23 protein-coding genes, 1 pseudogene and 1 riboswitch are annotated in these 23,721 nt (G+C 55.8%); of the genes and pseudogenes, 13 read left to right on the top strand and 11 right to left on the bottom strand.

Features of this window, described 5'->3' with window-relative positions; genetic code table 11:
• The first annotated feature begins 79 nt into the window (after nucleotides 1-79).
• The 3 genes from minC to minE are packed head-to-tail and all read left to right on the top strand — an operon-like array spanning nucleotide 80 to nucleotide 1,893.
• Nucleotides 80-787, top strand: coding sequence for a septum site-determining protein MinC (gene minC / locus E0L20_RS01290; protein WP_131632313.1), 708 nt, complete (start codon nucleotides 80-82; stop codon nucleotides 785-787).
• A gap of 23 nt (nucleotides 788-810) precedes the next feature.
• A complete protein-coding gene (minD, locus tag E0L20_RS01285) occupies nucleotides 811-1,623 on the top strand; it encodes a septum site-determining protein MinD (protein ID WP_131632312.1) in 813 nt (270 codons plus the stop codon).
• A gap of 3 nt (nucleotides 1,624-1,626) precedes the next feature.
• Nucleotides 1,627-1,893, top strand: coding sequence for a cell division topological specificity factor MinE (minE, locus tag E0L20_RS01280; protein WP_003859937.1), 267 nt, complete (start codon nucleotides 1,627-1,629; stop codon nucleotides 1,891-1,893).
• Between the two features lie 84 nt (nucleotides 1,894-1,977).
• Here the strand turns inward: minE and rnd are convergent, their stop codons facing one another.
• The 5 genes from rnd to yoaA form a co-directional block, all read right to left on the bottom strand.
• Nucleotides 1,978-3,093 (bottom strand): ribonuclease D, encoded by a 1,116-nt coding sequence (gene rnd / locus E0L20_RS01275; RefSeq protein WP_131632801.1) that lies wholly within the window; start codon nucleotides 3,091-3,093, stop codon nucleotides 1,978-1,980.
• An 83-nt stretch (nucleotides 3,094-3,176) separates the two neighbouring features.
• Nucleotides 3,177-4,862, bottom strand: a complete 1,686-nt coding sequence (gene fadD / locus E0L20_RS01270; protein ID WP_131632311.1) for a long-chain-fatty-acid--CoA ligase FadD — start codon at nucleotides 4,860-4,862, stop codon at nucleotides 3,177-3,179.
• Between the two features lie 203 nt (nucleotides 4,863-5,065).
• A complete protein-coding gene (locus E0L20_RS01265; protein ID WP_131632310.1) occupies nucleotides 5,066-5,647 on the bottom strand; it encodes a Slp family lipoprotein in 582 nt (193 codons plus the stop codon).
• Nucleotides 5,648-5,684: 37 nt separating this feature from the next.
• Nucleotides 5,685-6,380 (bottom strand): tRNA (adenosine(37)-N6)-threonylcarbamoyltransferase complex dimerization subunit type 1 TsaB, encoded by a 696-nt coding sequence (gene tsaB, locus E0L20_RS01260; RefSeq protein WP_131632309.1) that lies wholly within the window; start codon nucleotides 6,378-6,380, stop codon nucleotides 5,685-5,687.
• A gap of 66 nt (nucleotides 6,381-6,446) precedes the next feature.
• Complete coding sequence (gene yoaA, locus E0L20_RS01255; protein ID WP_131632308.1) at nucleotides 6,447-8,357, bottom strand: DNA repair helicase YoaA; 1,911 nt, start codon at nucleotides 8,355-8,357, stop codon at nucleotides 6,447-6,449.
• Between the two features lie 133 nt (nucleotides 8,358-8,490).
• Between yoaA and E0L20_RS01250 the strand changes: the two genes are divergently transcribed.
• Nucleotides 8,491-8,835: a RidA family protein gene (locus tag E0L20_RS01250; protein WP_028013528.1), complete on the top strand. Its 345-nt coding sequence runs from the start codon at nucleotides 8,491-8,493 to the stop codon at nucleotides 8,833-8,835.
• A 6-nt stretch (nucleotides 8,836-8,841) separates the two neighbouring features.
• Here E0L20_RS01250 and E0L20_RS01245 read toward each other — a convergent pair whose 3' ends face one another.
• Nucleotides 8,842-9,033 carry a YoaH family protein gene (locus tag E0L20_RS01245; protein WP_023336068.1) on the bottom strand — a complete coding sequence of 64 codons (192 nt, stop codon included), beginning with the start codon at nucleotides 9,031-9,033 and terminating at the stop codon, nucleotides 8,842-8,844.
• Nucleotides 9,034-9,094: 61 nt separating this feature from the next.
• On the opposite strand from E0L20_RS01245, the gene pabB reads away from it, so the two are divergent.
• The 4 genes from pabB to E0L20_RS01225 all read left to right on the top strand — a co-directional run bounded on the left by pabB (nucleotide 9,095) and on the right by E0L20_RS01225 (nucleotide 14,282).
• Nucleotides 9,095-10,423 carry an aminodeoxychorismate synthase component 1 gene (gene pabB / locus E0L20_RS01240; protein ID WP_131632307.1) on the top strand — a complete coding sequence of 443 codons (1,329 nt, stop codon included), beginning with the start codon at nucleotides 9,095-9,097 and terminating at the stop codon, nucleotides 10,421-10,423.
• A 3-nt stretch (nucleotides 10,424-10,426) separates the two neighbouring features.
• Nucleotides 10,427-11,005 carry a CoA pyrophosphatase gene (locus E0L20_RS01235; protein ID WP_131632306.1) on the top strand — a complete coding sequence of 193 codons (579 nt, stop codon included), beginning with the start codon at nucleotides 10,427-10,429 and terminating at the stop codon, nucleotides 11,003-11,005.
• Between the two features lie 184 nt (nucleotides 11,006-11,189).
• Nucleotides 11,190-12,554, top strand: coding sequence for an L-serine ammonia-lyase (gene sdaA / locus E0L20_RS01230; RefSeq protein ID WP_131632305.1), 1,365 nt, complete (start codon nucleotides 11,190-11,192; stop codon nucleotides 12,552-12,554).
• Nucleotides 12,555-12,683: 129 nt separating this feature from the next.
• Nucleotides 12,684-14,282, top strand: coding sequence for an EAL domain-containing protein (locus tag E0L20_RS01225; RefSeq protein ID WP_131632304.1), 1,599 nt, complete (start codon nucleotides 12,684-12,686; stop codon nucleotides 14,280-14,282).
• Between the two features lie 6 nt (nucleotides 14,283-14,288).
• Here E0L20_RS01225 and yoaE read toward each other — a convergent pair whose 3' ends face one another.
• Nucleotides 14,289-15,848, bottom strand: a complete 1,560-nt coding sequence (yoaE, locus tag E0L20_RS01220; RefSeq protein ID WP_131632303.1) for a CNNM family cation transport protein YoaE — start codon at nucleotides 15,846-15,848, stop codon at nucleotides 14,289-14,291.
• Nucleotides 15,849-16,310: 462 nt separating this feature from the next.
• Here yoaE and manX point away from each other — a divergent pair, with 462 nt between their 5' ends.
• From manX to mntP, 5 genes are all read left to right on the top strand, one after another.
• Complete coding sequence (gene manX, locus E0L20_RS01215; protein ID WP_131632302.1) at nucleotides 16,311-17,273, top strand: PTS mannose transporter subunit IIAB; 963 nt, start codon at nucleotides 16,311-16,313, stop codon at nucleotides 17,271-17,273.
• 47 nt (nucleotides 17,274-17,320) lie between these two features.
• The gene (gene manY, locus E0L20_RS01210) at nucleotides 17,321-18,121 is read left to right on the top strand and encodes a PTS mannose transporter subunit IIC (protein ID WP_008500490.1); all 801 of its coding nucleotides are present in this window, start codon (nucleotides 17,321-17,323) and stop codon (nucleotides 18,119-18,121) included.
• A 12-nt stretch (nucleotides 18,122-18,133) separates the two neighbouring features.
• Nucleotides 18,134-18,985 carry a PTS mannose transporter subunit IID gene (locus tag E0L20_RS01205; protein ID WP_131632301.1) on the top strand — a complete coding sequence of 284 codons (852 nt, stop codon included), beginning with the start codon at nucleotides 18,134-18,136 and terminating at the stop codon, nucleotides 18,983-18,985.
• Between the two features lie 55 nt (nucleotides 18,986-19,040).
• On the top strand, nucleotides 19,041-19,499 hold the full coding sequence (locus E0L20_RS01200; RefSeq protein ID WP_131632300.1) for a DUF986 family protein: 459 nt from the start codon (nucleotides 19,041-19,043) through the stop codon (nucleotides 19,497-19,499).
• A gap of 198 nt (nucleotides 19,500-19,697) precedes the next feature.
• Nucleotides 19,698-19,886, top strand: a riboswitch (yybP-ykoY riboswitch).
• 10 nt (nucleotides 19,887-19,896) lie between these two features.
• Nucleotides 19,897-20,463 carry a manganese efflux pump MntP gene (mntP, locus tag E0L20_RS01195; RefSeq protein WP_131632299.1) on the top strand — a complete coding sequence of 189 codons (567 nt, stop codon included), beginning with the start codon at nucleotides 19,897-19,899 and terminating at the stop codon, nucleotides 20,461-20,463.
• Here the strand turns inward: mntP and rlmA are convergent.
• The 4 genes and pseudogenes from rlmA to E0L20_RS01175 all read right to left on the bottom strand — a co-directional run bounded on the left by rlmA (nucleotide 20,460) and on the right by E0L20_RS01175 (nucleotide 23,646).
• A complete protein-coding gene (rlmA, locus tag E0L20_RS01190; protein ID WP_131632298.1) occupies nucleotides 20,460-21,275 on the bottom strand; it encodes a 23S rRNA (guanine(745)-N(1))-methyltransferase in 816 nt (271 codons plus the stop codon). The two genes, mntP and rlmA, sit on opposite strands and share 4 nt — an antisense overlap.
• A gap of 67 nt (nucleotides 21,276-21,342) precedes the next feature.
• Nucleotides 21,343-23,049, bottom strand: coding sequence for a peptidoglycan glycosyltransferase FtsI (gene ftsI / locus E0L20_RS01185; protein WP_131632800.1), 1,707 nt, complete (start codon nucleotides 23,047-23,049; stop codon nucleotides 21,343-21,345).
• Nucleotides 23,050-23,279: 230 nt separating this feature from the next.
• Complete coding sequence (gene cspE / locus E0L20_RS01180; RefSeq protein ID WP_001062678.1) at nucleotides 23,280-23,489, bottom strand: transcription antiterminator/RNA stability regulator CspE; 210 nt, start codon at nucleotides 23,487-23,489, stop codon at nucleotides 23,280-23,282.
• A 12-nt stretch (nucleotides 23,490-23,501) separates the two neighbouring features.
• Nucleotides 23,502-23,646: pseudogene (locus E0L20_RS01175) on the bottom strand (DUF2627 domain-containing protein).
• Nucleotides 23,647-23,721 lie beyond the last annotated feature (75 nt).

Genomic DNA, 23,721 nt, shown 5'->3' with positions numbered 1-23,721 from the left:
CCTGACTATAACATGCCTGATACTCTTCGGAATATCGCATCGACTTGTTGCGGTTAATAGCAAATTGAGTAAGGCCAGGATGTCAAACACGCCCATCGAGCTTAAAGGCAGTAGCTTCACCTTATCAGTGGTTCATTTGCATGATGCAAAACCCGAGGTTATTCGTCAGGCGTTAGAAGACAAAATCGCCCAGGCTCCCGCCTTTCTGAAACATGCCCCCGTTGTCGTCAATGTGAGCGGTCTGGATGCTCCGGTTAACTGGACGCGTCTCCAGCAGGCGGTGTCATCAACCGGGCTGCGCATTGTGGGCATCAGCGGCTGCAAAGATGCTGAGCTGAAAGCAGAAATTGACCGCGCAGGGTTACCGCTTCTGACCGAGGGAAAAGAAAAAGCCCCGCGTCCGGCGCCTGCAGCCGTGCCAACGCCCCCTCCTCCGGTGCAGAACGTTACGTCGGTCACAAAAACGCGAATGATTGATGTGCCGGTTCGTTCCGGTCAGCGTATTTATGCGCCAAACTGTGATCTGATTGTTACAAGCCACGTCAGCGCAGGCGCTGAGCTGATTGCGGATGGCAACATTCACGTTTACGGTATGATGCGTGGGCGAGCGCTCGCAGGCGCAAGTGGCGATCGGGAAGCACAAATATTTTGTACTCATCTGACGGCGGAACTGGTGTCCATCGCAGGTGAATATTGGCTGAGCGACAAGATCCCAGCCGAATTTTATGGCAAGGCGGCTCGTCTGCTGCTGGCAGATGACGCGTTGACCGTTCAACCGTTGAATTGATCCCTTTTTAACAAGGAATTTCTATGGCACGCATTATTGTTGTTACTTCGGGTAAAGGAGGCGTTGGCAAGACCACCTCCAGCGCGGCCATCGCTACTGGTTTGGCCCAGAAGGGAAAGAAAACCGTCGTTATCGATTTTGATATCGGCCTGCGTAACCTCGACCTGATCATGGGTTGTGAACGTCGCGTCGTGTATGACTTCGTTAACGTCATTCAGGGCGATGCTACGCTTAATCAGGCGCTGATTAAAGACAAACGCACCGAGAACCTCTTCATTCTTCCGGCCTCTCAGACGCGTGATAAAGATGCCCTGACCCGCGAAGGCGTAGAAAAGGTCCTCGACGAGCTGAAGAAGATGGAATTCGACTTCATCGTTTGTGACTCCCCTGCCGGTATCGAAACCGGTGCGCTAATGGCGCTCTACTTCGCAGATGAAGCAATCATCACTACCAACCCAGAAGTCTCGTCCGTACGTGACTCAGACCGCATTCTCGGTATCCTCGCCTCCAAATCCCGCCGTGCGGAAAATGGTCAGGAGCCGATTAAAGAGCACCTGCTGCTGACCCGCTACAACCCGGGTCGCGTGAACAAAGGTGACATGTTGAGCATGGAAGACGTGCTCGAAATCCTGCGCATCAAGCTGGTTGGCGTTATCCCGGAAGATCAGTCCGTGTTGCGCGCCTCTAACCAGGGTGAGCCAGTGATTCTGGATACAATGGCAGATGCAGGTAAAGCTTACGCCGATACCGTTGACCGTCTGCTGGGAGAAGAACGTCCTTTCCGCTTCATTGAAGAAGAGAAGAAAGGTTTCCTCAAACGCCTGTTCGGAGGATAAGTTATGGCATTACTGGACTTTTTTCTCTCGCGGAAAAAAAGCACCGCCAACATCGCAAAAGAGCGTCTGCAAATTATCGTTGCGGAGCGTCGTCGCAGCGACGCCGAGCCGCATTACCTGCCGCAGCTGCGCAAGGACATTCTGGAAGTGATCTGTAAGTACGTGCAGATTGATCCGGAGATGGTCACCGTGCAGCTGGAGCAAAAAGACGGGGATATTTCGATTCTGGAGCTGAACGTTACGCTGCCAGAGGCGGAAGAGTCGCGTTAATCGTTTGTGATTTTGTAGGCCGGGCAAGCATCGCGCCGCCCGGCAATCCCCCGGTGGCGCTGCGCTTACCGGGGCTACAGTTTCTTAACGCGGGTAGGATTCGAGTAATTTATTCAGACGTTCAGTCATCAGTTCACCGCGCCACCCTGCTACCATCTCCGGCAAGCCATTCTGCGGCTTCAGCTTCCAGTGCCAGTTCAGCAGCTGGTTAATCTGGCGACGCGAGGCCAGTAACTCCGCGCTCAGCTTGCTTTCAGCAGCCACTTCCTGCACCAGCGCTTTAATATCTTTAAATGCCTTGCGATAGCCCGGCATATCCATCAGGTTCAGCAGCGGTTCCGGCAGGTCTTCATCCGCGGTTTGCTGCGCCTTCGCCACCAGCGCGAGCAGCGTTTTGCCGTGGAAACGGATTTCGCTCCCGGAGAGGCCAATGCTGTCCAGCTCACCCATGCTGCCCGGCATGTAGCGCGCAACGGCCCAAAGGTGCTCTTCACGCACCACAAAGTTCACCGCCAGGTCGCGCTCGCGGGCCTTACGCAGCCGCCAGTCGGCCAGCAGCTGCAGGCAGGCCAGCTGACGCGTGCGCAGCTGCCAGGCATTAGTGATGTCGCGCCAGGCGTCTTTTGGATCGACCAGTTCCTGACGGCGCTGCTGGGTCATTCGGCACTCGTCCAGCGCGGCAGCCAGCCAGCCGGACGCTTCCGCTTCTTTCATTAGCTGACCGGCAATTGGCAACAGGTAGAAGACGTCGGCCGCCGCATAGTCGAGCTGACGCTCCGTGAGCGGGCGCGCCAGCCAGTCGGTACGGGATTCGCTTTTATCCAGCGTCAGGCCGGTATACTCCTCCACCATGGCGGCAAAGCCCCATGAGAGCGGGCGTCCGCTAAACGCGGCGAGGATCTGCGTGTCAATCAGCGGCTGCGGCATGATGCCAAAGGTATTCAGAAACACTTCCAGATCTTCACTGCCCGCGTGCAGGTATTTGGTGACGCTCGTATCCAGCAGCAGTTCACGCATTGGCGTCCAGTCGGTAATGCCGAGGGGGTCGATCAGCGAGACATGCTTACCGTCGAACATCTGAATCAGGCCCAGCTGCGGGTAATACGTTCTCGTACGGACAAACTCGGTGTCCAGGGCGATGGCAGGATAGTCGCGCGTCACCTCGCACAGCGAAGCCAGCTCGTCGTTGGTCGTGATCATCTGGTAATTCAAATCGTTTTCTCTTTTGTTTGCGCCCATAAAAAACGCCGGCTTAACCGGCGTCTGGGCGATTAACGTGCAACTTAGGCCTTATTGTCTACTTTGCCACGGGCTTCGTCACGTAATTCTCGTCGTAATATCTTACCGACGTTGGATTTCGGCAGCTCATCGCGGAATTCCACCAGCTTTGGCACCTTGTAGCCCGTCAGCTGGCGTCGGCAAAACGTTACCAGCTCTTCTTCGGTGAGTGAAGGATCTTTCTTGACCACAAAAATCTTCACGGCCTCACCGCTGCTTCCGGAAGGCACGCCCACTGCCGCGACCTCAAGCACGCCGCTGTGCTGCATGACCACGTCTTCGATCTCATTCGGATAGACGTTAAAGCCGGAGACAAGGATCATGTCTTTCTTGCGGTCAACGATGCGCAGGAAGCCTTCTTCATCCATCACCGCGATATCGCCGGTGTGGAGCCAGCCGTCTTTGACGATCTCGTCCGTCGCGTCAGGACGCTGCCAGTAGCCCAGCATCACCTGCGGCCCTTTAACGCACAGTTCGCCGGGCTCGCCCGGTGCGACCTCGTTATCGTCATCATCCACCAATTTGGCTTCCGTGGACGGCACCGGCAGGCCAATGCTGCCGCTGTGGTAGTCGATGTCGTGCGGGTTAACGCTCACCAGCGGCGCACATTCGGTCAGGCCATAGCCCTCCAGCAGGTACTGCCCCGTGAGCTTGACCCAGCGTTCGGCAACGGCCTGCTGAACCGGCATCCCGCCCCCTGCGGAGAGGTGCAGCGTGGAGAAATCAAGCTGCTGGAACTCTTTGTTGTTCAGCAACGCGTTGAACAGGGTATTGACTCCCGTCATCGCGGTGAACGGGTATTTCGCCAGCTCTTTAACCAGCCCCGGAATATCGCGCGGGTTAGTGATCAGCACGTTTTGACCGCCCAGCTCAATAAACAGCAGGCAGTTCATGGTCAGCGCGAAAATGTGGTACAGCGGAAGCGCGGTGATCACCACCTCTTTGCCCGGATGCAGCAGCGGCCCGTAAGTGGCGTTCACCTGCTCAAGGTTTGCCAGCATGTTGCGGTGGGTAAGCATCGCGCCTTTGGCGACGCCCGTCGTTCCGCCGGTGTACTGCAGGAACGCCAGATCCTCACAAACCACCTCCGGTTTGACATACTGCATGCGGTAGCCGGCATGCAGCGCGCGGCGGAAGGAGATGGCATCCGGCAAGTGATATTTTGGCACCAGGCGCTTTACGTATTTGACGACGAAGTTCACCAGCGTGCCCTTGGCCGTGGAAAGCTGATCGCCCATGCGCGTCAGGATGACGTGCTTCACCTGGGTTTTGTCGACCACTTTTTCCAGCGTGTGGGCAAAGTTAGAGACGATGACAATCGCCGCCGCGCCGCTATCATTCAGCTGGTGCTCCAGCTCGCGCGGGGTATAGAGCGGGTTGACGTTAACGACGATCATGCCCGCGCGCAGTATCCCGAACAGCGCCACCGGATATTGCAGCAGGTTCGGCATCATCAGCGCGACGCGGTCCCCTTTCTGCAGCCCCAGCCCTTCCTGTAAATACGCAGCAAACGCCCGGCTACGCTCTTCCAGCTTGCGGAAGGTCATCACCTCGCCCATATTCACGAAGGCGGGCTGGTCAGCATAGCGCCGAACCGAGTGTTCAAATAATTCAACCAGGGATTGATAACGGTCAGGATTGATCTCCGCAGGTACATCTGCGGGATAACGGTTAAGCCAAACCTTTTTCAATGCATCACCTCTGAAATGAGTGTTCGTCGTCATCACAGCCCCGTTAATAAACAGTTTGTTAACATTATATTAACTCAGCGTACCAGTTTATTAATTGTTCAGATTGCAGGTTGCGAAGCGCGTCACTCTTTTTTTTCATTTTATCCGTAAAAAAACAGAGACAGCGGCTGAGCCGCTGTCTCTTTCTTAATAATAACAGTAAGTTACTCAGTTACGATCGTTTGAACCTGTGCCGGACCCGGGTTATACCAGCCCCAGCCCGGATAACCATAGCGGTAGGGGTGTGGGCCCCACATCCACGGATCGATCGGCTGCGGCGGCATCACAATCTGCTGCGCAATACGCCAGCGCTTGTAGCCGTTAACCTGCATGGTCATGAATTTGTATGGGGTACTGCCGATTTTACCCTGTACCGAACCGGTAATGGGGCCAACGACGGTGACCAGCTGTCCGCGAAAATCGACCGGATCGAGGAAACCGCTGACGTCCGCATAAATGCGTCCGCGGGAGGCTTCACCCAAAGCAGGCCGCGCGCCGCTGTCCAGCGGTACGGTTGCAATCTCCAGACGGGTTTTCCCCTGCAGGTTTTGCACCTCGATCACCTTGCCGCCGAAGCGCGCCTCCTGGCCGACGTACAGCTCAGGCGCATTCATTACGCGCACCAGATCCTGCTGTGGCGCAGGGCTACTGCCCTTTATCGCATCAGGAACGGTGACGCACCCGCTCAACGCTATGGCAACAACGCCTGCCATGAAAAGGCGTACAACTTTAGTCTGAACCGCCATGATGCGACTCCTTTTTCTCAGTTCCTGTTACTGAGATTCACTCGCGGCCCGGAAGTTTCTTCCAGGCGACCGTGTTTCGCAAATAAACTGGCTCAGCCTGTTCAACTGCAACGGTTTTTCCTGCCGCAAGCAGCTGACAGGCGATCGGGAGCATATCTTCCGCAGCGGGCAGAAGCATGTTGCCGCCCACCAGCGTTAGCCCGGTGTCGTTCCCCATCTCCGGCCAGGCAGGCCAGCCCGTGCCTACCGTCGCCCATTCGCCAGTCAGCGCTTTCAGACGCTCGGTAACGGCTTCAGGTTTGAGCACCGCTTCGGTCTCCTCACCGTGCCAGACGCCCTGCTCGTCACGGGTATATTCGGCCCAGTACACTTCGCCCATGCGGGCGTCAATGGCGGCCAGCACGCGGGTGGCGCCGGTCATACGCCACGCCCCCTGCGCCATGGTCGCCAGGGTGGAGACGCCGATCATCGGCAACTCAGCGCCCAGCGCCAGCCCCTGCGCAATGCCAATGCCGATGCGGACGCCCGTGAAGCTGCCCGGGCCGCGGCCATAGGCCAGCGCGTCGAGATCGGTTAAGGAGGCGTTGCCGCGGGTTAAAATGTCTTTCACCAGCGGCAGAATGCGCTGGGTGTGTTCCCGTGGGCACTCTTCGAAATGAGCAGAGATAGCACCGTCGTTCAACAGGGCAACGGAACAGGCCTCTGTTGCGGTATCAATAGCCAGAATTCGCATCAGTTGTCGCGCTCTCGCAATGGTCAGTCACAAAATGGCGCGCATCTTAGCACACTCCGGTGCAAATTACTCCGCCGTTGGGTTTGCCAGGAAACGAACCGCGCGTTTAATGTCCCGCGTGCGGGGGGCCGGCGGCAGGCTTGCCAGGAACGTAGCGCCATAGGGGCGCATCACCAGGCGGTTGTCGCAGATAACCAGCACGCCGCGATCGGTAACGTCGCGGATCAGGCGCCCAACGCCCTGCTTGAGCGTAATCACCGCATCCGGCAGCTGGACCTCATCGAAAGGATCGCCCCCGCGCAGGCGGCAATCTTCCATTCGCGCTTTCAGGAGCGGATCGTCCGGAGAGGTAAAGGGCAGTTTGTCGATAATGACCAGTGAGAGCGCATCACCGCGCACGTCTACGCCTTCCCAGAAGCTGCTGGTCGCCACCAGCAGAGCGTTACCGGCGGAGACAAACTGCTGTAACAGCTGGCCTTTGCTGGTTTCCCCCTGCAGCAGTACCGGCAGGGTCATGGTGGCGCGGAACTGCTCGGCCAGATCGCGCATCATGGCGTGGGAGGTGCAGAGCATGAAGCAGCGGCCGTTGTTGGCCTCAATCATCGGTTTCAGCATCGCGGCGAGATGACGCGCCGCGCCCGGCTGGTTCGGCAGCGGCAGATTGCGCGGCACGCAGAGCAGCGCCTGTTTTTCATAATCGAACGGGCTTGGCAGCAGCAGCGACTCGGCCTGCTCAATGCCCAGACGTTCGGTAAAATGGTGCAGATCGTCATTCACCGACAGCGTGGCGGAGGTAAAGACCCAGCTGCCGGGCTTTTGCGCCATCACCTCTTTGAACTTATCCGCTACGGTGAGCGGCGTCAGCGCCAGCGTAAAGTGGCGGGAGGTACATTCATACCAGTAGCTGAAGCCCGGCTGGTTAATTTCTTTCAGCCGCTTGAGCCGCCCGCGGTAGAGCGTGGCGCGCTCGAAAGCCGCATCCAGCAGCGCGGAGCGTCCGAGTGACAGCTTTGCCACGTCGTAGCAAAGCTCAAGCGCATCATCCAGCAGCAGCAGCGCGCGCTGGATATTTTTATCTGCCAGCAGCTCGCGCAGGTTGCCGCGATAGCCCGGCTCGCCGAGCTGCAGGCGGAAATCCTGCGCGCTTTGCGCCAGACGGTCGGCGCACTTCTGCAGCTGCTGGGTGTCTTTTAATTCGGTGCGATAGGCAATGGTGAAATCTTTCGCCAGGTCCTGCAGCTGGCGGCTGGAGAGCGACTGGCCGAAATACTGGCTGGCGATATCCGGGAGCTGGTGCGCTTCATCGAAGATCATCACCTCCGCTTCGGGGATCAGCTCGCCGAAGCCGCTGTCCTTGACCACCATGTCAGCGAGGAACAGGTGATGGTTAACCACCACGACGTCAGCATCCATGGCGGTTTTACGCGCCTTCACCACAAAGCAGTCTTTATACAGCGGGCAGTCGCTGCCGAGGCAGTTGTCGTTGGTGCTGGTGACCAGCGGCCAGGCGGGAGAGTCTTCCGGCACGCTCGCGCAGGTGCTGATATCGCCCTCTTCGGTCTGGTTCGCCCAGGCCCGAAGGACGATGACGTCGCTCAGGGTTTGTACCGGCAGGTCACCCCCCGCCAGCGCCTGCTGCTCAAGGCGCTCCAGGCAGAGATAGTTAGAGCGCCCTTTCAGCAATGCCAGACGCCCCTTGTACTTCAGCGCCTTTGCCACCGTGGGCAAATCGCGGCTGTAGAGCTGGTCCTGCAGCGCTTTTGACCCGGTCGAAATGATGACCTTCTTTTTCGCGCGCAGGGCCGGAGCAAGGTAGGCGTACGTTTTACCCGTGCCGGTGCCGGCTTCGACCACCAGCGGCTGGGCCTTTTCGATGGCGTCGGCGACGGCGTGCGCCATCTGCCGCTGGGGCTCGCGGGGCTTAAAGCCGGGGATCGCCTGCGCTAATTGACCTTCAGGGGAAAAATCGTCTGCCACGGTGCTCTCTCACTGTATTTTTGCACAGGGATTATGTCAGCCCAACCCGTCCTGTGCCAGCCCAAATAGTGACGACGGGAGAACAATATGGCAGTCTTGCCGCCTGATTACGCAAAATAACGAGGAAACCTTTATGACAATTGTGCGCATTGACGCCGAGGCCCGCTGGTCTGATGTTGTGATCCACAATCAGACGCTTTACTACACCGGTGTACCGTCAAACCTGGACGCGGATGCGTTCGAACAGACGGCGAATACCCTGGCGCAAATTGATGCGGTGCTGGAAAAACAGGGCAGCGACAAATCCCGCATTCTGGATGCGACGATTTTCCTGGCCAATAAAGACGATTTTGCGGCGATGAACAAAGCCTGGGATGCATGGGTGGTGGCGGGTCACGCGCCTGTACGTTGCACCGTACAGGCCACGCTGATGAAGCCGGAGTATAAGGTTGAGATCAAGATTATCGCGGCGGTATAAGCCCGATTACTCTTCCGGATCTTCATCTTCATCTTCGAATCGCGCCACGATCCGCTCGCCGGAATGACTGGCGCGAATCTCCTGAGCGACAACCGTAATCGCCTGTCCGCTGCTCATCCCCTGGGACATCAGCTCCTGGATACGTTCAACGGCTTTCTGCTGCTGTTCATGGCTGAGAGAAGGTAAACCTGCAAACATCGTCAACTCCTGCTAAATTATTCGCGCTAATTATTTCACGCTGCCCGGTAGTATGCCACACATGAACCTACGCTTCCCCACTGTTATTACCTTGCCCTGGCGCGCTGACGCCGCGACGTTCTGGTTTGCTCGCCTGAGCCATCTTCCTTACGCGATGCTGCTCCATTCCGGCCATGCGGATCACCCCTACAGCCGGTTTGATATTCTGGTCGCCGATCCGCTAAAGACGCTTACAACCGATGACCTGTCGTTAGCGGACGATCCGCTGATGCAGCTTCAGCAAGCCATTAATGCGCTGGGCTTATCTGCCACGCCTAACCCGGATCTCCCCTTTCAGGGCGGCGCGCTGGGCCTGTTTGGTTACGATCTGGGTCGCCGTTTCGAAACGCTGCCGGAGCATGCGCAGGCTGATATTTCCCTGCCAGACATGGCCGTGGGGCTGTATGACTGGGCGCTAATTGTCGATCATCAGAAAAAAACGGTTTCCCTGCTGAGCCATCATGACGTGCAGGCACGTCTGGCGTGGCTTGAGGCGCAACAGCCTGCGCCGACACAGACCTTCACGCTAACCTCAGGCTGGCGCTCCAACATGACGGCGCAGGAGTATGCAGAAAAATTCTCGCGCGTTCAGGCGTACCTGCAAAGCGGCGACTGTTATCAGGTGAACCTTGCCCAGCGTTTCCAGGCAGCCTATCGGGGAGACGAGTGGCAGGCGTTTACCCGCCTCAACGCAAGCAATAAGGCACCGTTCAGCGCATTCTTACGTCTGGAACAGGGCGCCATTCTGAGCCTGTCACCGGAGCGTTTTATCCATCTGGCCGACGGCACCATTCAGACGCGCCCTATCAAAGGCACCCTGCCGCGTCTTGCCGACCCGGCAGCCGATCGTCAGCAGGCAGAAAGGCTGGCGGCCTCACCGAAAGACCGCGCGGAGAATTTGATGATTGTCGATCTGATGCGCAATGATATCGGACGCGTTGCTGAACCGGGCAGCGTGCGCGTTCCCGAGCTGTTCGTTGTGGAGCCCTTCCCGGCGGTGCATCATCTGGTGAGCACCATTACCGCCCGTCTGCCTGCGTCCCGCACTGCCTGCGATCTGCTGCGCGCCGCGTTCCCGGGCGGCTCTATCACCGGTGCGCCAAAAGTGCGGGCGATGGCGATCATCGATGAGCTGGAGCCGCACCGCCGCAACGCCTGGTGCGGCAGCATCGGCTACGTGAGCCTGTGCGGCACCATGGATACCAGTATCACCATCCGCACCCTGACGGCCAGCGGCGGCAATCTATACTGCTCAGCGGGCGGCGGCATCGTGGCCGATAGCCAGGTCGAGGCGGAATATCAGGAAACCTTTGATAAAGTTAACCGTATCCTTCAACAGCTGGAGAACTAACGGGTGGAAAAAGAGAACCTGACGCTGGATGATTTTCTGTCGCGCTTCCAGCTTTTACGTCCCCAGGTGAACCGTGAAGCCCTGAATCAGCGGCAGGCGGCGGTGCTAATCCCCGTGGTGCGGCGCGAACAGCCGGGCCTGCTGCTCACGCAGCGATCGCCGCATATGCGCAAACACGCGGGCCAGGTCGCCTTTCCGGGCGGCGCGGTGGACAGCACCGACGCCTCGCTGATTGCCGCCGCGCTGCGGGAAGCGCAGGAAGAAGTGGCCATTCCACCCGAATCCGTCGAGATCGTCGGCGTGCTGCCGCCGGTCGACAGCGTGACCGGATTTCAGGTTACGCCCGTCGTCGGAATTATTCCGCCCAATCTTCACTATCACGCCAGCGTCGATGAAGTGTCGGCGGTATTTGAAATGCCGCTGGAAGAAGCGCTTCGACTGAGCCGCTATCACCCTCTTGATATTCATCGCCGCGGACACGATCATCGGGTGTGGCTTTCCTGGTATCAGCATTATTTTGTCTGGGGCATGACGGCGGGCATCATTCGTGAGCTGGCTCTGCAAATCGGCCTGAAGCCTTGACTATACTTTACATTCCGCCCTCTTCTGTCAGGTTTGCGATCGCTGTCGCGCTATTAGCAAAACCATCGTTAACCATTAGTTTAATTCATGTGAATAGTTAAGCCGAGGTTGGTGTTCCCTCTTACACTATGCGCAGTTATAACATCGTTACTGGAACCCCGGTAACCCTGTCAGGAGTGTGAAAGTGATTAGTATATTCGACATGTTCAAAGTGGGGATTGGTCCTTCTTCTTCCCACACTGTAGGGCCGATGAAGGCCGGTAAACAGTTCGTCGATGATCTGGTCGAAAAAGGATTACTGGAAAGCGTTACCCGCGTTGCCGTGGATGTCTACGGCTCGCTGTCATTAACGGGTAAAGGCCACCACACCGATATCGCCATTATTATGGGTCTGGCGGGCAACATGCCGGACACCGTTGATATTGATGCCATTCCGGCATTCATCCGCGACGTAGAAACACGCGGTCGCCTGCTGCTGGCTAACGGCCAGCGCGAAGTGGATTTCCCACAGGATGACGGCATGCGTTTTCGCAGCGACAACCTGCCGCTGCACGAAAATGGCATGACCATTCACGCCTGGAACGGCGAAAAAGAGATTTACAGCAAAACCTACTACTCCATCGGCGGTGGCTTTATCGTTGATGAGGAGCATTTTGGCAAAGACAGCGCAGATGACGTAAACGTACCCTACGCGTTTAAGTCTGCCGCCGAAATGCTGGCATTTTGCAAAGAGACCGGCCTGTCGCTTTCGGGCATGGTGATGCAGAACGAACTGGCGCTGCACAGCAAAAAAGAGATTGAAGACTATTTTGCAAACGTGTGGCAAACCATGCGCGCCTGTATCGATCGTGGGATGAATACCGAAGGCGTATTGCCGGGTCCGCTGCGCGTGCCGCGCCGCGCCTCCGCGCTGCGCCGTATGCTGGTGACGACCGACAAGTTCTCTAACGATCCGATGAACGTGGTTGACTGGGTAAACATGTTCGCCCTGGCGGTTAACGAAGAAAACGCCGCGGGTGGCCGCGTTGTCACTGCACCGACCAACGGTGCCTGCGGCATTGTCCCGGCGGTGCTGGCCTATTACGACCACTTTATCGAACCCGTTACCCCGGACATCTACATTCGTTACTTCCTGGCGGCGGGCGCGATTGGCGCGCTGTACAAGATGAACGCGTCAATCTCTGGCGCAGAAGTCGGCTGTCAGGGTGAAGTCGGCGTGGCCTGCTCTATGGCGGCAGCGGGTCTTGCAGAGCTGCTGGGTGCAAGCCCTGAGCAGGTGTGTGTGGCTGCAGAAATCGGCATGGAACACAACCTTGGCCTCACCTGTGACCCCGTTGCTGGCCAGGTCCAGGTGCCGTGCATCGAGCGTAACGCCATCGCCTCCGTGAAAGCGATCAACGCCTCCCGTATGGCAATGCGCCGCACCAGCGAACCGCGCGTTTCTCTGGATAAGGTTATTGAAACCATGTACGAAACCGGCAAAGACATGAACGCCAAATATCGTGAAACGTCACGCGGCGGTCTGGCTATTAAGGTGCAGTGCGACTAGTAGTTCCTTTCGCCCATCTGCAACGGATGGGCGAATTTTCTCCTCACGTCTCGTCTCATTACGCATTCCCCACTACACTTTTCCTGTTGCGTCCAGCTTTTGGCGCGGGTGCTTATCGGGCAAGCGTTCATGCAAAATGCACAAACGATCATTAAAGACTATCGCCGAAAACGCGTTATCGTCTGCTTAACGGTTGCGCTCCTTACGCTCATCCTGACGTTGGGCATTCGCTTTATTTCCCAGAGAAATGTGAACCAGGAAAGCATCCTCGGCTTCGCTAACCACACCGTACGATCGCTGGATAAGGTTCTGCTCTCGCTGGAAAATCACCGCGGCGTTCTGCAGCCGCTTGTTGGTCAGCCCTGCCAACAGGCCCATCTCCTGCTGCGTAAACAGGCGGCGATCCTGCAAACCGTCCGCTCCATTGCCCTGGTCAAAGACGGTATTCTCTACTGTTCGAGCATCTTCGGCAGCCGCGACGTTCCGGTCAATAATTTACAGCCATTTTTACCCGCCGCTGAACCTAAACTGCTCTTATCCACCGACCACTCTCTCCTGAAAGGTAGCCCAATCCTCATCCAGTGGAACCCCGTCTCGCCAGCCGGTGAGGATGGCGTGATGGAAATCGTCAATATCGATTTGATTACCAGGATGATCCTTGAGCCGCAGCGCCCGCTGATCACCGACGTCGTCCTCACCGTAGGAGACAACTCTCTGCGTTACGGGCAGCAGGTCACTCCTACCCTGAACGTTGACGACGATGACGTTTCACTGGTGCAGACGTCGACGCGCTTCCCGTTCAGCATCACCCTGAGAGGTCCGGGCCCGGGCGAAGTGGCATTGAAAAGCCTGCCTGCCCAGATGCCGCTTGCCCTGATGCTCAGCCTGCTGCTGGGCTACATTGCGTGGCTTGCCACGGCAAAGCGCATGAGCTTTACCTGGGAAATCAATATGGGGATCGCGGCGCGGGAGTTTGAGCTTTTCTGCCAGCCGCTGGTGAACGCGCGCAGTCAGGAGTGTATCGGCGTTGAGATTTTGCTCCGCTGGAATAACCCGCGTCAGGGCTGGATATCGCCAGAGGTCTTTATCCCGCTGGCTGAGGAGCATAACCTGATCGTCTCTTTAACCCGGTATGTCATCGCTGAAACGGTGCGTCAGATTGGCTATTTCCCCTCCCACTCTGATTTTCATATTGGTATTAACGTCGCTGCCAGCCATTTCCGGCGTGCGGTGCTTTTACAGGATCTTAACCGCCTTTGGTTCAGCGCCAGTCCCGTCCAGCAGCTGATTATTGAGCTGACGGAACGCGATGCATTGCTGGATGTGGATTATCGTATCGTGCGCGAGCTTCATCACAAAGGGGTGAAGATTGCCATTGATGATTTTGGCACCGGGAACAGCTCGCTCTCCTGGCTTGAGAAACTCCACCCGGACGTGCTGAAAATCGACCAGTCCTTTACCACCGCTATCGGTACGGACGCCGTGAACTCAACGGTGACGGACATCATCATTGCGCTGGGCCAGCGGTTGAACATTGAGCTTGTGGCGGAAGGTGTCGAAACGGAGGAGCAGTCGCGATATTTACGCCTTCACGGCGTGCATGTTCTGCAGGGATATTTCTATGCGCGGCCAATGCCGCTGAGGGATTTTCCAGTATGGCTGGCGGGGAATACTCCCCCGCCAGCGCATCACAGCGGGCACATCGTGCCCTTAATGCCGTTACGTTAGCAACGCTTATTCGTCTTCGTCATGCGTTGATTGCTCTTTAACAATACGCACCATATCAACGCGGTAGTCGTTGGCTTCGACGATCGTAATGTGCAGCGGCGGCAGTTCGATAACGTCCCCGACGCGCGGGATTTGACCGTTAACGGAAATCACCAGACCGGCAACGGTGGCAATGTCTTCTTCATCGTTGATGACGTTTTCCAGCCCCAGCGTATGTGAAAGCGCATGCAGATCGGTAGCTCCCTTCACCAGCCAGCCATCACCGTCGGCCACGATTTCCGGCGTTTCGTCCGCATCCGGGAACTCACCGGCAATCGCTTCCAGCACGTCCAGCGGCGTAACGAGCCCCTGCACCACGCCAAACTCGTTGGTCACGATAACAAAGCTGCCGCGAGCACGGCGCAGTACGCCCAGGAGATTAATCGGGTCCAGCGTTTCCGGTACCACGATTGCAGGCGATGCGGCGGCAATCGCCTCTACGTTTACGCCCTCTTCCAGCGCCACGAGCATCTCTTTCGCGCGCACCACGCCGATGATTTCGTCCAGCTCGCCGCGGCAGACCGGGAACAGGCTGTGCGGTGAAGAGAGCAGCTGCTGGCGAATTTCGTCGACGCTCAGGTTAGCATCTACCCAGCTGATTTCGCCGCGCGGGGTCATGATGCCGCGCAGGGAGCGGGAGGCCAGCGACAGCACGCCGTTAATCATGTAGCGCTCTTCTTCCACAAACGCGCCTTCAGGCACAGGAACCGGATTACGGTTTTCGGTATCGGACTGCACGTTCACCTGACGGCGACCGCCCATCAAACGCAAAATCGCATCTGCGGTACGGGCACGCAGCGGCTGATTAGACTGCTGCTTGATAAAGTTACGGCGCGCAATCTGGTTGAACAGTTCGATCAGAATCGAGAAGCCAATCGCGGCGTACAGGTAGCCTTTCGGAATATGGAAGCCAAAGCCTTCCGCCACCAGGCTGAGGCCAATCATCAGCAGGAAGCTCAGACACAGCACAACGACCGTCGGGTGCTGGTTGACGAAACGCGTCAGCGGCTTCGAGGCCAGCAGCATAACCGCCATCGCAATGACAACAGCCGCCATCATCACCGGAAGATGGTTCACCATACCCACTGCCGTGATCACCGCGTCCAGCGAGAATACGGCATCTAGCACCACAATCTGCAGGACAACGACCCAGAAGCTGGCGTAGCCCTTACCGTGGCCGTCATCGTGCTGACGGTTTTCAAGCCGCTCGTGTAGCTCCGTTGTCGCTTTAAAGAGCAGGAATATCCCCCCGATCAGCATGATCAAATCGCGGCCGGAGAAGGTGTAATCCATGACGGAGAAGAGCGGTTTGGTCAGCGTGACCATCCACGAAATTACGGACAGCAAGCCCAGTCGCATGATCAGCGCCAGCGAGAGGCCGATCAAACGCGCTTTATCACGTTGTTTTGGCGGAAGTTTATCCGCAAGGATGGCAATAAACACCAGGTTGTCGATACCGAGAACAATCTCAAGTACCACCAGCGTAAGCAATCCTACCCAGATTGACGGGTCCATTAAGAATTCCATGACAAGCTCCTGCTAAAGGAATGACCAAACGGTGCCGCAATCACATTGGGCAAATCAGAGGCTAAATGAGTCGGTGCGTGGCGAGGATCGCCGGTGAAAAAGGCGCGAAATGGCCTGGTAGATGACTGACGTCGGTGACGGTCCATATAGTGGGCTTTAGCCCTATACTCCTGAACAATTAAACGGAGGCTAAACATATCAGAGACAATAGCTTTTTAGCAAAGATTTACGTTCCTTTGCAAACTTCTGTAACACACGTGTTTTACCTTACAGAAAATTCTGCAAAGCGTAGCTAAATTACGGATCTTCATCACATAAATTATTTTTTCACTGTCTAAAATAATTCGCGGAAGTCTTAGATTTTTTCACTTTAACCCTTATCTGAATCGATTCGGTACGCCAATACGATTCTCAGTACGACTGCCTGGCAGACGTATTAACGATAATAAAAGGAGGTAGCAAGTGACCATTGCTATTGTCATAGGCACACATGGTTGGGCTGCAGAGCAGTTACTCAAGACAGCAGAGATGCTGTTGGGCGAGCAGGAAAACGTCGGCTGGATCGATTTCGTTCCCGGTGAAAATGCCGAAACGCTGATTGAGAAATACAACGCTCAGCTTGAGAAGCTGGATACCAGCAAAGGCGTGCTGTTTCTCGTGGATACATGGGGAGGCAGCCCGTTCAATGCTGCCAGCCGCATTGTCGTCGATAAAGAGCATTACGAAGTTGTCGCGGGGGTCAATATCCCAATGCTGGTGGAAACCTTCATGGCCCGCGACGACAACCCTGGCTTCGATGAGCTGGTGGCACTGGCCGTTGAGACCGGCCGCGAAGGTGTGAAGGCGCTGAAAGCACAGCCGGTTGAGAAGCCAGCACCTGCCGTCGCAGCGCCAAAAGCCGCTGCACCGGCAAAACCCATGGGCCCGAACGATTATATGGTTATCGGCCTTGCCCGTATTGATGACCGTCTGATCCACGGCCAGGTGGCAACACGCTGGACCAAAGAGACGAACGTTAAGCGCATCATTGTCGTCAGTGACGACGTTGCCGCCGATAAGGTGCGTAGTACCCTTCTGACTCAGGTTGCCCCTCCGGGCGTAACAGCACACGTGGTGGACGTTGCCAAGATGATCCGCGTGTATAACAACCCGAAATATGCGGGCGAGCGCGTGATGCTCCTGTTCACTAACCCGACAGACGTCGAACGTATTGTTGAAGGCGGCGTGAAAATCACCTCCGTTAACATTGGCGGCATGGCATTCCGTCAGGGCAAAACGCAGGTCAACAACGCAATTTCAGTCGATGAAAAAGATATCGATGCATTCAACAAGCTGAATGCGCGCGGTATTGAGCTGGAAGCCCGTAAGGTTTCCACGGATCAAAAACTGAAAATGATGGATTTGATCGGCAAAGTTGGGAAATAAGCCCGCGCCGGTTTTTCACATAAAGATTATGTAATAGGAGAAGTACAATGGAGATTACCACTCTTCAGATTGTGCTGGTGTTCGTCGTCGCATGTATTGCGGGTATGGAATCCGTACTTGATGAATTTCAGTTCCACCGCCCTCTGGTGGCCTGTACGTTAATTGGTGCGGTTCTCGGTGATATGAAAACCGGTATCATCATCGGTGGTACCCTGGAAATGATCGCCCTCGGCTGGATGAACATCGGTGCAGCCGTTGCGCCTGATGCCGCGCTGGCGTCCATTATCTCGACCGTTCTGGTTATTGCCGGTCATCAAAGTATCGGTGCGGGTATCGCCCTGGCTATCCCGCTGGCAGCAGCAGGCCAGGTACTGACCATCATCGTACGTACCATCACCGTTGCGTTCCAACACGCTGCGGATAAGGCGGCCGAAAACGGCAACCTGACGGCGCTGTCCTGGATACACGTTTCGTCCCTGTTCCTGCAGGCGATGCGTATCGCTATCCCGGCGGTTATCGTTGCGATTTCTGTCGGTACCAGTGAAGTCCAGAGCATGCTCAACGCCATCCCTGAGGTGGTTACCGGCGGTCTGAACATCGCGGGCGGCATGATCGTGGTGGTCGGTTACGCGATGGTCATCAACATGATGCGTGCAGGCTACCTGATGCCGTTCTTCTACCTCGGCTTCGTTACCGCTGCGTTCACCAACTTCAACCTGGTTGCTCTGGGCGTGATTGGTGCGGTCATGGCGATTCTCTACATCCAGCTCAGCCCGAAATATAACCGCGTAGCGGGTGCCCCAGCGCAGGCTGCTGGTAATAACGATCTCGATAACGAACTGGACTAGCAGGTGAGCGAAATGGTTGATATGACAAAAACTACCACTGAGAAAAAACTCACTCCGGGTGATATTCGTGGCGTGTTCCTTCGTTCTAACCTGTTCCAGGGTTCATGGAACTTTGAACGTATGCAGGCGCTGGGCTTCTGTTTCTCCATGGTTCCGGCGATCAAACGCCTGTATCCGGAAAACAACGAAGCACGTCGTCAGGCGATCAAGCGTCACCTGGAATTCTTTAACACCCATCCGTACGTCGCGGCTCCGGTTCTGGGCGTGACGCTGGCGATGGAAGAGCAGCGTGCAAACGGCGCAGAGATTGACGATGGTGCCATCAACGGTATCAAAGTCGGTCTGATGGGGCCGCTGGCGGGCGTGGGTGACCCTATTTTCTGGGGTACCGTACGTCCGGTCTTTGCGGCGCTGGGCGCGGGTATCGCCATGAGCGGCAGCCTGCTTGGCCCGCTGCTGTTCTTCATCCTGTTCAATGCGGTGCGTCTGCTGACCCGTTATTACGGCGTGGCGTACGGGTACAAAAAGGGTGTTGATATCGTTCAAGATATGGGCGGCGGCTTCCTGCAGAAACTGACCGAGGGGGCGTCAATCCTCGGCCTGTTTGTCATGGGGGCACTGGTTAACAAGTGGACGCACGTGAACATCCCGCTGGTGGTCTCGACCATCACCGGTCAGGATGGTCAGACTCGCGTGACCACCGTGCAAACCATCCTCGATCAGCTGATGCCGGGTCTGGTTCCGCTGCTGTTAACCTTCGCCTGCATGTGGCTGCTGCGTAAGAAAGTTAACCCACTGTGGATTATCGTTGGCTTCTTCGTCATCGGCATCGCGGGTTACGCGGTCGGCCTGCTGGGCCTGTAAGACATTGCGTTATCGACCGGGGGCTTGCCCCCGGTCTTTTTTATCTGGAGGATGAATGACTGTCACGGACATCGTACTGGTTTTGTTTATTGCTTCCCTTCTGGCTTACGCGATCTATGACGAGTTCATTATGCCCCGCCGTCACGGCGAAACGCGGCTCTCCCTTCCCCTTTTGCGGCGCGGACGCGTAGATGCGTTTATCTTCGCCGGCCTTATCATCACCCTGATTTACAATAATATCACCAGCCACGGTGCAATATTAACCACATGGTTATTATGTGCGCTGGCATTAATGGCGATTTATCTGTTCTGGATCCGCACGCCGAAGATTATTTTCAAAAGCCATGGATTTTTCTTCGCGAATGTATGGATAGAATATAACCGCATTAAAGAGATGAATTTATCGGAAGATGGCGTTCTTGTTATGCAATTAGAGCAGCGCCGCCTGCTGGTTCGGGTTAAGAATATTGATGACCTGGAAAAGATATACAAATTACTCGTTAAAACTCAATGAGTTGAATTTATAGCACTGGCTATATATTGTGTTATTTCCCCACATCCAATATAGCCAGAGCTATATCCACGCTCTTTTAATCGCCACGTATTATTAACCTTATATTTACGAATAAATCTAAATGAAAATCGTTATCAACTAGTTAATGGAATAATACTTCTCTGTTGTTGTTTTATATTCTCAAAATATGTTAAGGTTGCGCCCGTCGTTGGGGAGTAGCCGATTTCCTCTCTGCAGGAAATGTACGTGTCAACATACTCGTTGAAAAACGTGGCACGTACGGATCGTTTTCAGCACCTTTGTGTGCAGAGCGATCAGGCGAGACCATAGATACATCAACTGCTGTTTACTGGGGGCAGTGATGTGTCATATGGATATCCCCGGTCTGGACGCTGTTATGAATATCTCCGCTACGATCCTTCTCGCATTTGGCATGTCCATGGACGCGTTTGCTGCCTCCATCGGAAAAGGCGCCACGCTACATAAACCCAAATTCTCCGAAGCCCTCCGCACCGGCCTTATTTTTGGCGCGATCGAAACGCTGACGCCGCTACTGGGCTGGGGTCTTGGCATGCTTGCCAGTCAATTCGTGCTGGAGTGGAACCACTGGATCGCGTTCATCCTGCTGGTGTTCCTCGGTGGACGAATGGTGATTGAAGGTTTTCGCGGGAATTGTGATGAAGATGAAGCGCCGCTGCACCGCCACGGCTTCTGGCTATTGGTCACCACGGCTATTGCGACCAGCCTCGATGCAATGGCCGTCGGCGTCGGTCTGGCCTTCCTGCAGGTCAATATCATTGCCACTGCGCTGGCGATCGGCTGCGCAACGCTAATCATGTCAACGCTGGGGATGATGGTTGGTCGCTTTATCGGCCCGCTGTTAGGCAAGCGGGCCGAAATCCTGGGCGGTATTGTGTTGATTGGCATTGGTGCCCAAATCCTCTGGGCACACTTCGCCGGTTAATCCTCGCGCTGCCAGCAGTGGAGACTAAAATCCGTCTGGCAGCGAAATTCTGATCCAGCCGCGAGCGTTTCCCACACCTCTGGTTTTGCACGCCAGGCAAACGGCGTCATTTGCAGCAGAGCCACCGCTTCATCCCCTTTCAGGTTCATGTCATAGGCCACGGACTGTTCCTGCCTGAGCGCAAATCCAGGCAACTGCTCAGAGTGCGGCGCATGCAGACGCACTTCGTCGTAGATTAACCCTTTCAGCTCCATCAGATGGCGCGGGCCAGGCGTGACGGTGATAACCCATCCGCCGGGTTTAACCACTCGGGCCAGCTCCTCTGCTTTACACGGGGCATAGATACGCACGACGGCGTCCATGGTGGCATCATCAAACGGCAGCCTGTGGCTGGAGGCCACGCAGAATATCACCGTAGAATAGCGTTTCGCCGCCGCGCGGATGGCTACTTTCGCCACGTCCAGGCCGTACGTCCGTGCGCCCTTTTCGCGCGCCACATCCGCAAAGGCAGCCGTGTAGTATCCCTCACCGCAGCCGATGTCCAGCATGGCGGACGCGCTATCAGCCAGGTTCTCGCGCAGCAAACGCGCGACCGTATCCCTCAGGGGCTGATAATGACCTGCATCGAGAAACGCCCGACGCGCCTGCATCATCTCGGCGCTGTCGCCCGGATCGCGGGAACGCTTATGCTGCACGGGCAGAAGGTTCACATACCCTTCTTTCGCCATATCAAACCGATGCCCCTGCGGACAGGCGAAACTTTTCTCAGTACGCGCCAGCCGCGCGTGGCAAAGGGGACAACTGAAGGACATGGCAACTCCGAAGCATAAACCAAAGGGCGAAGTGTACCGCTATTCGCCCCGCTTATAAACGCCAGGGTTAACGCATCACAATAAGGTGGCTTGAGTCAGCCGGTAAGCCATCCGGCTTGACGTTTTCCAGACGCAGTACATTACCCATTATCTCGCTAAAAACGGGTGCGGAAACGGCGCCACCGTAATAAGCGCCGTTTTGCGGATCGTTAATCACCACCACCAGCGCGAATCGCGGATCGCTGGCCGGGGCAACGCCTGCGGTGTAGGCGACGTATTTATCAACATATTTCCCGCTATCATCAATTTTCTTCGCCGTGCCGGTTTTCACCGCCACGCGGTAATCACGTACCGCAGCCTTAATTCCTCCCCCGCCCGGCAGCGCCACGCTTTCCATCATGTGCTCGACCTCGTGGGCAATCTCTTCCGGCATGACCCGCTTGCCGATCACCGGCGGGTCGATGCGGGTGATCGAGAGAGGACGTTCAAGCCCATAGCCACCGATAGTCGCGTAAACATGCGCCAGCTGCAGCGGCGTCGCCATCAGGCCATAGCCAAAGGCAAAGGTCGCCCTGTCGAGCTGACTCCAGAATTTACGCTGGGGTAACAGCCCGGAGCTTTCACCCGTTAGGCCAAGCCCGGTATTGGTTCCGAAGCCAAAGTTACGATAGGTATCAATAAGGTGCTGAATCGGCATGGCAAGCGACAGGCGGGAGACGCCCGTGTCGCTCGACTTCTGCAGGATGCCGGTCATCGTCAGTTCCGGATAATAGCCCACATCGCGTATACGGTGCCCATCGAGCGTGTAAGGATGGGTATCAATCACGCTATCGGGCTGAACCAGCCCCTGCTGAAGCGCCGTCATTAGCACCAGCGGTTTAACGGTAGAACCCGGTTCGAAGGTATCGCTAATGGCACGATTGCGAAAATCGTTTAACGTCGCCCCTTCTCGATTATTCGGGTTAAAGTCCGGATAGCTCGCCATCGCAAGAATTTCGCCCGTCTGAATATTGATGAGCACCGAGGCCCCGGAGTCGGCCTTATTCCAGGCTACCGCATTATCAAGCGCATCCTCGGTGATGGTTTGCAGGCGTTCATCAATACTCAGCTGAATATTATGCGCTGGAACCGGGGAAACCTCCGTCAGGTTCTCGACCACGCGCCCGTAGCGATCTTCCCTCACCTGCCGGACGCCGGGCTTGCCCATCAGCTGAGAATTGAAACTTTTTTCAACACCTTCAATCCCTTGCCCATCGATATTGGTAAAACCAATCAGATTGGCCGCCACGTGACCCGCCGGATAGAAGCGGCGCGACTCATCGCGTAAATTAATGCCGGGCAAGTTAAGCTTATCGATCCACTGGGCCTGGGAAGGATCGACCTGGCGGGCGAGGTATATGAATCGTCCCTGGGGATTACTGTTAATTCGCGATGACAACGTGCTGAGCGAAAGATGAAGCGCGTTCGCCAGGGCCTGCCAGCGATCGTCAAACCCAACGCCGCCTTTTGCCAGTACCGTTTTAGGATCGGCCCAGACGGCCCGGACGGGCACGCTTACCGCCAGCGGTCGCCCTTCACGGTCTACGATCATTCCGCGCGGGGCATCGATTGCGACCTCGCGTAACGAACGCATATCTTCTTGTTTAACAAGGTTGTCAGGTTTGATGATTTGCAGCCAGGCAACCCGACCCAATAAAAATGCCAGACTACAAAAAATGGCAAAACACAGCAAAGCAAAGCGCGCCGGGGTGAAATTACCGGCGGCAGTTATCATTTTCTTTTTCACCTGAACCCCAGGACTGTTAAACAACGCCCTGATTTAACGGGAAAAACCGGTGTAGCGGAGAGAAAACAATGCTAATAACCTCGTAGCTTTGCAACAAGTTACTAACAAGGCTGGGAATAGTAATATTTTGAAAGATAAGGCAATAAAAAAGCCCCGCGATACGCGAGGCTTTATGTCTGAGATCGAAGTGCAAGGCACCTCAGTCAGCAGTGGTTCGATCAGATAGCAGTAACGTTAACTGCAGCTGGGCCTTTCTGGCCGTCCTGAATTTCGAACTCAACGTTCTGGCCTTCAGCCAGAGTTTTGAAGCCGTTACCCTGGATTGCAGAGAAGTGTACGAACACGTCTTTGCTGCCGTCAGCAGGAGTAATGAAACCAAAACCTTTAGACTCGTTGAACCACTTAACTTGACCTTTAATCTTTGCCATTTGCAAAATTCCTTAGAGTGTTTTCTTAGCCCGCAGGCATTGACCTAGATAAAACTGAGACATTACTGCATGAGGCACTAATATAAGGTTCGGCAGAGAAGCGGTATTCAACGACAACGTTTTTACTCAGGACTTCTTTACTGAAAATGCCACACATAAACAGAACTGTACCTCGTTTGACCCAAAACGTGTTATCACATACAACGTTAAATATGGCAAGCCATTTTTAAAC

This window comes from Enterobacter wuhouensis (assembly GCF_004331265.1).
Taxonomy (GTDB): domain Bacteria; phylum Pseudomonadota; class Gammaproteobacteria; order Enterobacterales; family Enterobacteriaceae; genus Enterobacter; species Enterobacter wuhouensis.
This window is presented reverse-complemented; position numbering and strand designations above follow the sequence as displayed.

Coding starts and splice junctions, on each gene's coding strand:
- rnd (WP_131632801.1), bottom strand. CDS start 3,093: ATGATCACGACCAACGACGAGCTGGCTTCGCTGTGCGAGGTGACGCGC.
- cspE (WP_001062678.1), bottom strand. CDS start 23,489: ATGGCAAAGATTAAAGGTCAAGTTAAGTGGTTCAACGAGTCTAAAGGT.
- E0L20_RS01245 (WP_023336068.1), bottom strand. CDS start 9,033: ATGTTTGCAGGTTTACCTTCTCTCAGCCATGAACAGCAGCAGAAAGCC.
- minE (WP_003859937.1), top strand. CDS start 1,627: ATGGCATTACTGGACTTTTTTCTCTCGCGGAAAAAAAGCACCGCCAAC.
- minD (WP_131632312.1), top strand. CDS start 811: ATGGCACGCATTATTGTTGTTACTTCGGGTAAAGGAGGCGTTGGCAAG.
- E0L20_RS01200 (WP_131632300.1), top strand. CDS start 19,041: ATGACTGTCACGGACATCGTACTGGTTTTGTTTATTGCTTCCCTTCTG.
- E0L20_RS01265 (WP_131632310.1), bottom strand. CDS start 5,647: ATGGCGGTTCAGACTAAAGTTGTACGCCTTTTCATGGCAGGCGTTGTT.
- mntP (WP_131632299.1), top strand. CDS start 19,897: ATGAATATCTCCGCTACGATCCTTCTCGCATTTGGCATGTCCATGGAC.
- E0L20_RS01225 (WP_131632304.1), top strand. CDS start 12,684: ATGCAAAATGCACAAACGATCATTAAAGACTATCGCCGAAAACGCGTT.
- tsaB (WP_131632309.1), bottom strand. CDS start 6,380: ATGCGAATTCTGGCTATTGATACCGCAACAGAGGCCTGTTCCGTTGCC.
- pabB (WP_131632307.1), top strand. CDS start 9,095: ATGAACCTACGCTTCCCCACTGTTATTACCTTGCCCTGGCGCGCTGAC.
- E0L20_RS01250 (WP_028013528.1), top strand. CDS start 8,491: ATGACAATTGTGCGCATTGACGCCGAGGCCCGCTGGTCTGATGTTGTG.
- yoaE (WP_131632303.1), bottom strand. CDS start 15,848: ATGGAATTCTTAATGGACCCGTCAATCTGGGTAGGATTGCTTACGCTG.
- manY (WP_008500490.1), top strand. CDS start 17,321: ATGGAGATTACCACTCTTCAGATTGTGCTGGTGTTCGTCGTCGCATGT.
- rlmA (WP_131632298.1), bottom strand. CDS start 21,275: ATGTCCTTCAGTTGTCCCCTTTGCCACGCGCGGCTGGCGCGTACTGAG.
- E0L20_RS01205 (WP_131632301.1), top strand. CDS start 18,134: ATGGTTGATATGACAAAAACTACCACTGAGAAAAAACTCACTCCGGGT.
- minC (WP_131632313.1), top strand. CDS start 80: ATGTCAAACACGCCCATCGAGCTTAAAGGCAGTAGCTTCACCTTATCA.
- ftsI (WP_131632800.1), bottom strand. CDS start 23,049: ATGATAACTGCCGCCGGTAATTTCACCCCGGCGCGCTTTGCTTTGCTG.